This window comes from Nicoliella sp. ESL1149 (genome assembly GCF_058107265.1).
This window is the reverse complement of the sequence record NZ_JBYLUE010000004.1, coordinates 219,146-231,682: the sequence shown is the minus strand read 5'-3', so window position 1 is coordinate 231,682 and position 12,537 is coordinate 219,146. Positions and strand designations below refer to the sequence as shown.

Here is a 12,537-nt window from a genome sequence, read left to right as displayed (position 1 = left end):
TAAAATGAAAAACTGGAAACATTTATTAGGAACAATCATTATTGGAACGTTTATTATTGGTGGGGGTTATCAATTAGCACATGCCGATGATACAGATTCAACAACTCAAAGTACTGAAAAAAACACACATAAAGCAAAAGAACTACAAAATCCAAAGCGTTATTATCAAATTCATAAAGAAACAATTAAACCCGTTGGACAAGTAGGATATACAGTTAAACAAGGCTATGAAGGTATTAAAACATACAAAATTATGAAAGCTACCCATACTTTCAATGGATATAACAAGTACAGTGCATCAACCACTGCTGCTGTTAAGAAAATTCAAGCAAAGCATAACTTAAAAGTAACTGGAAATGTTGATGTAAAAACTTGGGTTGCCTTAGGCCTCCCAAAGAATGAGTTTTATAGTATTGACCGATACGTAGCTCCATTAGGTGCTAAGATTACTCAAGGTCGAAAAGCTCATATTGAAGCTGCAATTCGACAAGCCAGAAAATATTTAGGTAAACCATATTTAGTAGGTGCTTCTACTTCTCCTAAGTATGGAAATGATTGTTCCGGTTTAGTTACACAAGCGTTGTACGCTGGTGGAATCAGTCCTGTTCCCGTCAGCTCTATTCAACATGCTCATCCCGGAAATGAATGGAATTCAAGAAAGCTATTTGCTACTAAGAAATTCAAACATGTTCCTCTATCACAACGTCAACGTGGAGACCTAATATTTTATTATCAACCAGGAACTCACACTATTTGGCACGTTGCTCTTTACTTAGGAAACAATAAAGTAATTGAAAGTTGGCCACCAAGGGTTATGATTTCTGGGATTAGAAATGCTCAACGCTCTGATATTGCAGGAGTCGCTCGTCCATGGTTAGAAAAATAAAAATTAAATAAAATAAGTTAAAAATAAAAAGCTATCAATATCGAATGAAAACTTAGATATTGATAGCTTTTGCTATTCAAATACAATTTTAATGAGCTAATTCAAACATAATGGCCCCATATTGAGAGTTCCCAGTATAGTTACCCTTTTTCCAATTTGTATGTTTAGGTACTACCCAAAATGACTTTTTAGAAATAAGTCTAATTCTTACAGGATATTTTGAATTAATACGTGCATAATAATTTTTGCTATTCGCTTTTTTAATATTACTAAATTTCCAAGTAAAAGAACCCTTTTTAGGAATTGATACACTTGAACTTGAGAATTTACTTTCTGGATAACCATGGTATGTTAATGAACTACCATGAAATGTAGTTTTATCATGATACCCACCCTGTGATCCATCAGTAATTCTATACCATGTATGATGCGTAATGCTACTTGGTAACTTAGCAGCATTTACATTATTGTTAGCAAGTACTAATAAAGCAAATGAAAATCCTAATGACATTACAAAAAGTATAATTTTTTTCATAAACATTCTCCTTAAGATTTTATATCTAAATACGTTAATAACTATTTATATAATTTCAATTGAACTATATCGTAAAGTACATTAATATGATTCCCAACTGGTTTAAATGATACTCCATCGATACTCTTGTTCAATGGATATCCAGCATAGTAGGATCCATGCCATCCTTTTTGGTTACTATAAGCTTTTTTGAACTTAAATTTAAAGAATTTTTTCCCACTTGTATCACTAAAATATCCATAATTAGCACCGATTTTATAGATATAGTGTCCATGATGATACGTATGTCTGTATTTCACCGGAACAACACTTGCCTGAACTTTTTGATTTATCAGTATACCTGTATTAATCAAAAATATTAATGAGACTAAAGTAATTAATATGCTTTTAAGTTTCAAAACAAAACCTCCTATATTAATATTATTTTATTATATTTTAAAAATAAGAATAATAAAAGTAATATTTAAAAAAACATTGATTTTATATAAACATTATTGATATTATAAAGACATAAATTTATAGGAGTGAATTAAATGAAGATTAAAAATATATTGATTAGCACTTTGGTTACAACGACATTATTTACAGGAATATCAGGTGTCAAAAATGAAACTAAAGCCGCAAGTATTAAATCTCCATCAGTAACTAAAAAATTTGAATCACCATATTATGGAAATACTACTAAAAAGGTTACTATTTATGAAGTAAATGAGAATAAAGTTAAATCAAGTGATTCAATTACTAAAATAAAGAAAATGACCACAAAAAAGAAAACATTAAAAAGTGGTTCTAAAATCGGTTTGGCATTAGTAAAAACAAATGGTCATAGATATTGGTCAGTACAATCTAGTGCTATTAAAAAATGGAAAGAATCTTCAATTGTAATTGTTCAAAACGACAATTGGTTCAAGACAACTTCTGTTGTTCAAGGAAAAGGTTAAATAAACATATAAAAAAGAGCTGAACGAAATGTCCAGCTCTTTTTATATATTCTATTTTACATATTACTTCTAACTCGTTCAAAAAAGTCCGTAAATAACTTCTCCTCTTTTGGATCCTTTTGCCATAAATCTTCTGGATGCCATTGAATCCCTTGAATCATCCCATCGGAAGATTCGACTTCCTCAATAATTCCATCAGTTGCATGTGCTCCAACAACCAACCCTTCACCAACTTTATGTGTTCCTTGGTGGTGTCTGGAATTAATTGTAGCCTTATCACCAATGCTTTTATTGATGATCGATCCCTTTTCAGTTACAACACCATGGGTTGGAAAATATCCAACATCCCAATCAGCTGTATGTTCTAATAAGGAGTTTTTATTTGGATGCTGCGTGTATATATCTTGATACAAAGATCCACCACGCATTACGTTAATGGCTTGCATTCCCCGACAAATTCCTAACACTGGTTTATGTTGTTTAATTGCCGCTTCAATTGCAGCAAATTCAGAAGCATCTTTTGGATCATTTGCTGGATCAGTAGTTGCTAATGCCTTTTGATGATATCGTTCTGGATTAACATCAGTTCCACCCTTTACGATTAAGCCATCAATAGTTTTAACCAAATCAACAGCTTCTTGTGAACTTACGATTGGAATGGCAATTGGGGTAATATGATGTTTTTCAATTACTTTAATAATATTTTTTGGAATTCCCGACAGACTTCCTTTTTTATATTCATTTGAATCAGATGTTATCCCAATTTTCATGTCTCCACCTCCAAAGATAATAAAAAACCACCCTTAGTGAATTCACTTCAGGTGGTTTTACTTTAACCAGAATTCATTAAAGGATTTTAATTAGTAAATGTATTCATAATAATTTTAATTAAACACATCATAATTAAATCCCCTCTCTTTTTACTTAGTATTGAATATAATTCATTCTTCCTTAAAAGTCAACTTTCATTAGACAGACCAAATGAAGAAGAGAAGGATTACAACTAAAATTATCACAATGATTTTTAAATTAGATTGTGAGTTATGCAATTCTGTTTTGTTAAAGTACTGTTTTTGAACCTTTGATAATTCTTTTTGCTTGGTCGCATATTTTTCAGAAACAGATTCTAATCGATCATCCACTTTATTTTCGTTCTTAATCCATTTTTTTAAAGATTTATCAGTAGAATAAGGTGAATTGAATGCCTTCTTATAATGGTATTGAACGACCAAATGATCATTATATGCATTCCGTTTTTCTAGCTTTAAATCAGCAGTTTGCTTCTTTAATTTAGGAAGTTTACTATCTACTCGTTTATTAGTAATTTCAGCATTTTGATTAAATTGATGATGCATATAATTATAGCTCATGTATGCACCATAACCTACCAACAACGTCATTATCACTCTTACTAAATTAGCCCAAGTAAACAAATTTTTCTTTTTCAAAATAATTCTCCTTTTATTATTAAAAATTAATTTTTTAAAATTAATAATAAATTATTAATTATTTATTACCCAAAATCAATCGTATCAAATATTGATTGTCGCGTGATTTCATCTAACCCTAGATAATGAAGTGTCATTGCCTCACTAGAATGATTCAAAGATTTCATTACGATTGCAATATTATGATCAGTTTGTTCATACAAACGATAAGCCCCGGTTTTTCTCATCGTATGAGTCCCCAAGTAATTAATTCCTAATAAGTCACCAGTTCGTTGCATAATTTTATAAAATTGATTAACTGTAATGTGCCGTTCTGGATACATTATAGATGGAAATAACCACTCACTCTTTCGATTACGTTTCTTCAAAAAATTAGCGCGCCATTTTTGGTAACTTAATAAATCCTTAGCGACCGGTTTCCAATATAAGCGATTAATTTTCCCCGTCTTTTTATCATGAATATATCCCGTTGTTCTAATTTCATCTTTTTCATCAAAGACATCATTGTATTTAAGAATCATCACATCACTACAACGTAATAAAGTTGCTTTCCCAACTTGGAAAATAGTATAGTTTCGGGGACCGCTTTTTTCAAAATAATTCAGCAATGTATCTTGGACCTCTTTTAAGACCTTGTCACTTTTAATTGGATACACTTGTTCTTCGGCCATGACCAATGCCTCCCGTAATATATATAATACCTATTATTATATCATCATTATGTTTTTGAACTAAAAAAATTAAGCAGTCTTAAATTTTATTATGTATTCTTAGTCCACAAAAGGACTAAGCAATTTATGTTAAAGATAATGCATCCCACCATCCACCATAATAGATTGACCAGTAATATAATTAGTATCATCTGATACTAACCATGAAACTAGATTAGCAACATCAGCTGGAGTTGCCTCCCGACGGTTATCAATTTCACTTAAAACTGATTTACGTTGTTCATCGATTGAAATATGTTTAATCTTAGAAGTAACTTCATCAATCATATCTCGTAGCGGCGTTCTCACAACTCCTGGATTATATGCATTTACGGTGATATGATATTGTGCTAATTCCTTTGCTGCTGCTTGAGTAAGACCACGAATTCCGAATTTAGAAGCAGAGTAAGCACTTTGTAACGCTGAAGCTTCCACTCCAGCTAAAGAAGCTGCATTTACGATTCGACCTCCATTACCCTGTTTAATGAATTGTTTAGCTGCCGCTTGAATTCCCCAGTATGTTCCCTTTAAATTCACATCTATTAATCGTTCAAACTTTTCAGGATCAGAATCAACAAATGTATCTATAAAAGCAACTCCAGCATTATTGATCCAAACTGCTAATTGACCTAAATCATTAACAGAATCAGTCGCTAATTTAAATACTTCATCTCGTTTAGCTACATCTATAACATAAGCCTTAGCTTTATATCCCTGATCATTCAACTCTGCTGCTACTTGATGGGATGTTTTTTCATTGATATCAGCAACCGCAATTGAATAACCTTGACTAGCTAATTTTTCAGCGATCCCTTTTCCAATTCCTTGGCCTGCTCCAGTAACTACCGCTAATTTTGTCATTTTAAATTCCTCCCAAAATAAAAAGTATCTTCATCCAAAAGGACGAAAATACTTTCCGCGGTGCCACCTTATTTCAATGACTAAATAGTCATTACACTTCAGATACCTAATAATATCCTAACTCTATAACGGGAGTTCCCGATGTTACCTTACAATTTTGCTCAGTAGCATGAACATTCCTAAGACCATTTTCAATCAATTTACAATTAGTACTTCTCACCAACCGTACTTCTCTTTAAATTGTTCCCTGATTTACTTATCTTTTCGCTCATTTAATTTATTTAAAGTTTATTCTAAACACATAATTTTAAAAGTCAATTCTTTTATTATATAATTAATTATTAAAAATAAAATATAAATAATTAATTATTTATAATACCAACTGATCTAATTTCAATTGCTTTTTTGCTGATTTCATTTTATAATACAAGCAACATATGAATATTGATATCCTTTAAAAGTTGACCAGAGAGTCGCTAAGGGTAATTTATTTGTATCTCTCATGGATGGATGCAAGTACATAACCAAAAGCCCCCTGTTCAAACAGGAGGCTTTTTTATTCGATATCAAGTTCATTTCATAATCAATAATGTACTCCAGAGAGGGTAGTTGATGTTTAATGAAGTCCCCCAAACAAGACTACCCAATCTGATTGGATAGTCTTTTATTTTTGAGGAGGAAATCATAATGGCTTCTGAACAATCACATCACTTTTTAAACATTAACAAATTACCTAATAATGAAATTCAAAATTTAATTGAATCAGCAGAAGCTTTTAAAGCTGGTAAATCAGTTCAACTTAAGCGACCAATTTATGCGGCTAACCTTTTCTTTGAAAACAGTACAAGAACTCATAGTTCATTTCAAATGGCTGAAAAGAAATTAGGAATGCAATTGATTGGCATCAATCCAGCAACCAGTTCAGTTACAAAGGGTGAATCCCTTGGTGATACCATTAAAACGCTTCAAGCCATTGGCTTGGATTTCACAGTTATTCGTCATTCAGAAACTGGTTGGTACAACAAGCTCCAAGACGATCCTAATATTCATCTTTCATTAGTAAATGCTGGTGATGGTAGCGGTCAACATCCCTCTCAAACCCTCCTCGATCTAGTAACTATTCATGATGAATTTGGTGATTTTAAGAATTTAAAAATTGGTATCTTTGGTGATTTATCTCATTCTCGTGTAGCTCGTTCAGATGCTGAAATCATGCATCGACTTGGCGTAGAAATTTACTTTGGCGGCCCTCGTGAATGGTATCCAGAAGACTTTGATCAATTTGGTACCTTCGTAAAGATGGATGACGTTATTGATAATTTAGATGTTGTAATGCTCTTGAGAGTTCAACTTGAAAGATTGAACAAAAACGCAGTTGCTAGCTTTACCCCTGCTGACTACTACACAGAATACGGATTGACTGAGGAACGAGCAAAGCACATGAAGCCTAATGCTATTATCATGCATCCTGCGCCCGTTAATCGCGGTGTTGAAGTGGCATCATCATTAGTTGAAAGCCCTAAATCTAGGATTTTCACCCAAATGCACAATGGTGTCTTTGCTAGAATGGCAATTTTAAATCAGTTATTGAAAGAACGAAACTTAGTGGAGGACAAATAACAATGAAAACATTAATCAAAAATGCGATGAAAGATGGTCAAATCACAGATTTATTAATTGAAGATGGTAAAATCATCAAAATTGCACCCCAAATCAATGATTCAGTTGATAAAACATTTGACGCTGAAAAGAACACGATCATCCCCGGATTAGTTGATGTCCACGTTCATTTTCGTGATCCAGGTCTAGAATATAAGGAAACTATCAAGACCGGTAGCAAAGCTTCTGCTCATGGCGGCTTCACTACTGTTCTTGCGATGCCAAACGTTAAACCTGTCGTTGATACTCCCGAAATGTTACAAAAAATGTTCGATAAAAATAAACAAGACGGTGTCATTAAAGTTGGCCAAATTGCTGCCATTTCTGGTGACTTAACTGAAGATAAAGTTACTAATATTCAAAAGATGGCTGAAATGGGGGCTGCGGCTTTCAGTAATGATGGTCATGGCGTTCAAACTGCAGACACAATGTTCAAAGCAATGAAGTTAGCTAAGTCAGTTAATAAGGCCATCATCGCTCACGTTGAAGACGATAGCTTAATTCATGGTGGTGTGATGAACGAAGGAGCTGCTTCTGAAAAACTAGGCTTACCTGGGATGTCCTCATTAAGTGAATCATCCCAATTAGCCCGCGATTTAGTTTTAGCAAAAGCTGCTGGATGTCATTACCATGTTGCTCACATTTCCACTAAGGAATCCGTCGAATTAGTTCGCTTTGCCAAGTTACAGGGAGTTGATGTAACTGCTGAGGTTTCTCCCCACCATTTGTTCTTGGATGATTCAATGATTACCATGGATAATCCAATGATGAAAATGAATCCACCTTTGAGAACTCCGGAAGACAGAAAAGCTTTAATTGCTGGATTACTTGATGGCACGATTGATATGATTGCAACTGATCACGCCCCTCATAGTGTAGAAGAAAAGAGTGGTTCAATGAAGACGGCTTCTTTTGGTATCGTAGGCATCGAAACTTCCTTTGCCCTTGCCTATACTAAGTTCGTAAAGAGCGGTTTAGTAAGTCTCAACACATTATTAAAATGGATGGTTACTAACCCCATCAATGATTTTCAATTAAAGAATGCCGGCCAATTAAATATTGGAGATCCAGCTGATTTTGCAATTATGGATTTAAATCATGAATATGAAATTAAAGCCGAAGACTTCCTCTCAAAGGGAAAGAACTCCCCCTTCATTGGAGAACATGTTTTTGGTAAAACGATTGCAACATTTGTCGATGGTAAACAAGCATACTAGGAGGATTGTTCAATGAAACGTTATTTAGTGTTAAAGAATGGTTCCGTTTATACCGGAGAAGGTTTTGGTTCAAATAAGGACATTTATACTGAAGTAGTCTTCAGTACTGGAATGACTGGCTATCAAGAAACGATGACTGATCCTAGTTATTATGGTCAATCAATGGTATTTACTTATCCATTGATCGGAAACTATGGTATCAATCGGGATGATTCCGAGGGATTCAGACCAGCCGTTGATGCCATCATTGTACATGAGCTTGCTAGAAGACCTAGTAATTATCGTTCTGTTATGTCATTAGCGGATTATGCAGAACAAGAAGATCTACCTGGCATCACAGGTGTTGATACTAGAAAATTAGCTAAAGAAATTCGAGATGAAGGTTCCATGCCTGCCGTCATCGTAAGTGAGATCGATGAAGCAAAGATTAAAAAGACCTTTGAACAAGACTATCAACCGATCCTAAGAGCAAAAGCTGATGAAGCTGCCACCAAAAGTGCTTATCAATCACCAAGTAATGGTGTTCGAATCGCCCTTTTAGACTTTGGTTTAAAGGAATCAATCGTTAGTGCACTAGATAAACGCGGAGCAAATGTTACCGTCTTTCCTGGTCATACTTCTGCAAAGGAAATTATGGAATCATATCCAGATGGAATCCTACTTTCTAATGGTCCTGGTGATCCATTACAATATGAATACGCATTACCAGTCATTAAAGAATTGGAAGAACATTATCCATTAATGGGAATTTGTTTGGGGCATCAACTTTTCGCTCTCGCAAATGGAGCTAAGACCTATAAAATGAAATTCGGGCATCGAGGCTTTAACCATGCCGTTAGTGATGTGGATATGAAACGTAATAACTTCACTTCCCAAAACCATGGTTATGCTGTTGATCGTGACTCAATCCAAAATACCGACTTAGAAATTACCCATGAAGAAATTAATGACCACACAGTTGAAGGAGTTCGTTTAAAGGGACACCATGCTTTCTCTGTTCAATTCCATCCCGATGCTTGCCCTGGTCCTCATGATTCAGAATACATGTTCGATAATTTTATTAAGATGTGTGAAGAAAACAGTAATGGAGGTCTTAAATAATGCCTAAACGAAATGATATTCATAAGATTTTAGTAATCGGTTCTGGTCCCATCATTATTGGTCAAGCTGCTGAATTTGATTATTCCGGTTCACAAGCTTGTTTAGCTCTTCGTGAAGAAGGCTATGAAGTTATTTTAATTAACTCTAATCCAGCTACGATCATGACTGATAAGGAAATTGCGGACAAAGTCTTTATTGAACCAATTACCCTTCAATTTGTGTCTAAGATCATTCGACAAGAATTACCAGATGCAATTCTGCCAACCTTAGGTGGTCAAACTGGATTGAACATGGCTAAAAAATTAGCTGACTCTGGTATTTTAGATGAATTAAAAATTGAACTATTGGGAACTAAACTTCATGCCATTGAAGAAGCTGAGGATCGTGAACAATTTAAGGAATTAATGGAAAGAATTCACGAACCAGTTCCAGAATCTCAAATTGCAACGACATTGAACGAGGCTAAATTATTTGTAAAAGAAGTTGGGTTCCCAGTTGTTATTCGACCTGCTTATACCTTAGGTGGAACCGGTGGTGGTTTTGCTCACAACGAAGAAGAACTAGAAGAAATTGCAACCAATGGTCTAGATCTTTCACCAGTAACTCAAGTCCTCGTTGAACGTTCAATTGCCGGATATAAGGAAATTGAATTTGAAGTAATGCGGGATGCCAATGATAATGCAATTATTGTTGCTCCAATGGAAAATATTGACCCAGTTGGAATCCATACTGGTGATTCAATCGTTACTTCACCAACCCAAACTTTGTCTGACCGCGACTATCAAATGATGCGGGATGCCGCATTAAAGATCATTCGAGCCCTCAAGATCGAAGGTGGTTGTAACGTTCAAATGGCATTGGACTTGAACAGCGATAAATACTACATTATCGAAGTGAACCCCCGTGTTTCCCGTTCATCTGCTTTAGCTTCTAAAGCCACTGGGTATCCAATTGCTAAGACTGCAGCTAAAATTGCGGTTGGCTTGAACCTAGACGAAATTAAGAACCCTATCACTGGTAAAACTTGGGCTGACTTTGAACCAGCATTAGATTATGTTGTTACCAAGATCCCCCGCTGGCCATTTGATAAATTCCCTGGCGCTAGCCGTAAGTTGGGGACCCAAATGAAGGCAACTGGAGAAGTCATGGCCATTGGAAGAAACTTTGAAGAATCTATTCTAAAAGCAGTTCGTTCATTGGAAATTGATAGTAAATATGTTGATGATCCTAAATTTAAAGACACCAGTACGGATGAATTATTAGCTGATTTAATGCCAGCTAAGGATGATCGCTTATTCGTTATCTGTGAACTCCTTAGAAGAGGCGTTACGATTGAAAAAATTCATGATATTACCAAAATCAATGAATTTTATTTAGATAAGTTCCTCCACATCATTGAGATTGAAAACGATTTAAAGCAACATCCAAACGATCTAGTGGTTTTAAAGAATGCTAAGAAAAATGGTTTTACTGATGCCGAAATTGGTAAGTTATGGGGTAAAACAGCTCAAGAAATCCGTGATTTTAGAAAAGCAAATAAGATTCTCCCAGTATATAAAATGGTTGATACTGTCGCAGGTGAATTTGAATCTGAAACTCCTTACTATTACAGTACTTACGAAGATGATGATGAATCAGTTGTTACCAAGAAACCTTCTGTTTTAGTAATTGGTTCTGGTCCCATTAGAATTGGTCAAGGGGTTGAATTTGATTACGCTACCGTTCATTGTGTTAAGGCAATTCAAAAAGCTGGTTACGAAGCCATCATTATGAATTCTAATCCGGAAACTGTTTCAACTGATTTCTCGATTTCAGATAAGCTTTACTTTGAACCATTAACACTAGAAGATGTTTTAAACGTCATCGACCATGAAAAACCAATGGGTGTTGTAATCCAATTTGGTGGACAAACAGCAATTAATTTAGCAGAACCATTAAATGAACGAGGTATCAAAATTCTTGGAACTTCAGTTGAAGATATTAATCGTGGTGAAGATCGGGAACTCTTTGGGGAAGTTATTAACAAGTTGAACTTACCTCAACCTAAGGGTGCTACCGCTACTACGATCGACCAAGCCGTTCAAGTTGCTAATGAAATTGGCTATCCCATCTTGATTCGTCCATCATACGTTTTAGGTGGTCGGGCAATGGAAATCATTACTTCTGACGACGCCCTTCGTGAATATATGCATCGGGCCGTTAAGGTTTCAAATGATCATCCCGTATTAATTGATTCTTACTTGGTTGGTTCTGAAGCCGAAGTCGATATCATTGGTGATGGTAAAAATATCGTCATTCCTGGAATTTTGGAACATATTGAACGAGCCGGAATTCATTCTGGTGATTCAATGGGTGTTTACCCTCCTCAAAATATGGCCAATGATGTAAAAAAACAAATCATTAACGATGCCATTAAACTAGGAAAAGAGTTGAACGTGATCGGTTTAATGAACGTCCAATTCGTCATCCACGACAACAAGGCCTATGTAATCGAAGTTAATCCACGTGCATCCCGGACAGTGCCATTCTTATCCAAAGTAACTGGTGTCAGTATGGCTCAAGTTGCCACTCAATTGATGCTTGGTAAAACTCTTCCTGAATTAGGCTACGAAGAAGGATTAGTTCCAGAACCTAAGATGGTCCACGTTAAAGCCCCCGTTTTCAGTTTCAGTAAACTTCCTGCTGTTGATAGCATTTTAGGACCTGAAATGAAATCTACTGGTGAAGTTATGGGATCTGATGTAAATTACTCCAAAGCATTATACAAGGCCTTTGTTGCGGCTGGTTTAAAGGTTCCTGATCACGGAAATGTGTTATTCACGGTTGCTGATGCTGACAAAGAAGAATCACTCGCCCTTGCCCACCGCTTCAGAGCACTTGGTTTCCAGATTCAAGGAACTGAAAACACTGCTAAGTTCTTTGAACAACATGGTCTTCGTGCTAATAAGATCGATAAGTTAGAAGAATCTGAAAACAACGCTATTAACGAGATTCAAGACGGGAAGTTACAAGTAGTTATCAATACTGTTGATAACACCAAACGGGCTGCGAATGACGAAAGTCAGATCCGAGCTAATGCCATTGAAAATGAAGTGCCATTATTCACTGCAATGGACACTGTCGACGCATTTTTGGATGTTCTTGAATCACGTTCATTCGCCATTAACCCATTATAGGAG

The 12,537-nt window shown here is 35.2% G+C and carries 12 protein-coding genes and 1 other annotated feature; of the genes, 6 read left to right on the top strand and 6 right to left on the bottom strand.

Annotated features, from left to right (window positions below; genetic code table 11):
* The first annotated feature begins 4 nt into the window (after positions 1 to 4).
* Positions 5 to 886 carry a C40 family peptidase gene (locus tag AC3B6G_RS07000; protein ID WP_489849698.1) on the top strand — a complete coding sequence of 294 codons (882 nt, stop codon included), beginning with the start codon at positions 5 to 7 and terminating at the stop codon, positions 884 to 886.
* An 88-nt stretch (positions 887 to 974) separates the two neighbouring features.
* Here AC3B6G_RS07000 and AC3B6G_RS06995 read toward each other — a convergent pair whose 3' ends face one another.
* Positions 975 to 1,421: a hypothetical protein gene (locus tag AC3B6G_RS06995; RefSeq protein WP_489849697.1), complete on the bottom strand. Its 447-nt coding sequence runs from the start codon at positions 1,419 to 1,421 to the stop codon at positions 975 to 977.
* A 41-nt stretch (positions 1,422 to 1,462) separates the two neighbouring features.
* Complete coding sequence (locus AC3B6G_RS06990; RefSeq protein WP_489849696.1) at positions 1,463 to 1,720, bottom strand: hypothetical protein; 258 nt, start codon at positions 1,718 to 1,720, stop codon at positions 1,463 to 1,465.
* 234 nt (positions 1,721 to 1,954) lie between these two features.
* Between AC3B6G_RS06990 and AC3B6G_RS06985 the strand changes: the two genes are divergently transcribed.
* Positions 1,955 to 2,362 (top strand): hypothetical protein, encoded by a 408-nt coding sequence (locus tag AC3B6G_RS06985; protein WP_489849695.1) that lies wholly within the window; start codon positions 1,955 to 1,957, stop codon positions 2,360 to 2,362.
* Between the two features lie 56 nt (positions 2,363 to 2,418).
* Here AC3B6G_RS06985 and AC3B6G_RS06980 read toward each other — a convergent pair whose 3' ends face one another.
* From AC3B6G_RS06980 to AC3B6G_RS06965, 4 genes are all read right to left on the bottom strand, one after another.
* A complete protein-coding gene (locus tag AC3B6G_RS06980; RefSeq protein ID WP_489849694.1) occupies positions 2,419 to 3,132 on the bottom strand; it encodes a gamma-glutamyl-gamma-aminobutyrate hydrolase family protein in 714 nt (237 codons plus the stop codon).
* A 198-nt stretch (positions 3,133 to 3,330) separates the two neighbouring features.
* On the bottom strand, positions 3,331 to 3,810 hold the full coding sequence (locus tag AC3B6G_RS06975; RefSeq protein ID WP_489849693.1) for a hypothetical protein: 480 nt from the start codon (positions 3,808 to 3,810) through the stop codon (positions 3,331 to 3,333).
* A gap of 65 nt (positions 3,811 to 3,875) precedes the next feature.
* Positions 3,876 to 4,481 carry a tyrosine-type recombinase/integrase gene (locus AC3B6G_RS06970; RefSeq protein WP_489849692.1) on the bottom strand — a complete coding sequence of 202 codons (606 nt, stop codon included), beginning with the start codon at positions 4,479 to 4,481 and terminating at the stop codon, positions 3,876 to 3,878.
* Between the two features lie 129 nt (positions 4,482 to 4,610).
* On the bottom strand, positions 4,611 to 5,381 hold the full coding sequence (locus AC3B6G_RS06965) for an acetoin reductase (protein WP_489849691.1): 771 nt from the start codon (positions 5,379 to 5,381) through the stop codon (positions 4,611 to 4,613).
* Positions 5,382 to 5,416: 35 nt separating this feature from the next.
* Positions 5,417 to 5,658: a binding site (T-box leader), on the bottom strand.
* Between the two features lie 410 nt (positions 5,659 to 6,068).
* On the opposite strand from AC3B6G_RS06965, the gene AC3B6G_RS06960 reads away from it, so the two are divergent.
* From AC3B6G_RS06960 to carB, 4 genes are read left to right on the top strand one after another with little or no spacing between them, the layout of a single operon-like run.
* Positions 6,069 to 7,001 carry an aspartate carbamoyltransferase catalytic subunit gene (locus AC3B6G_RS06960; protein ID WP_489849690.1) on the top strand — a complete coding sequence of 311 codons (933 nt, stop codon included), beginning with the start codon at positions 6,069 to 6,071 and terminating at the stop codon, positions 6,999 to 7,001.
* 2 nt (positions 7,002 to 7,003) lie between these two features.
* On the top strand, positions 7,004 to 8,257 hold the full coding sequence (pyrC, locus tag AC3B6G_RS06955) for a dihydroorotase (RefSeq protein ID WP_489849689.1): 1,254 nt from the start codon (positions 7,004 to 7,006) through the stop codon (positions 8,255 to 8,257).
* 12 nt (positions 8,258 to 8,269) lie between these two features.
* Positions 8,270 to 9,358, top strand: coding sequence for a carbamoyl phosphate synthase small subunit (locus tag AC3B6G_RS06950; protein ID WP_489849688.1), 1,089 nt, complete (start codon positions 8,270 to 8,272; stop codon positions 9,356 to 9,358).
* On the top strand, positions 9,358 to 12,534 hold the full coding sequence (carB, locus tag AC3B6G_RS06945; protein WP_489849687.1) for a carbamoyl-phosphate synthase large subunit: 3,177 nt from the start codon (positions 9,358 to 9,360) through the stop codon (positions 12,532 to 12,534). The genes AC3B6G_RS06950 and carB overlap by 1 nt, the downstream gene beginning before the upstream one ends.
* The last annotated feature ends 3 nt before the right edge of the window (positions 12,535 to 12,537 follow it).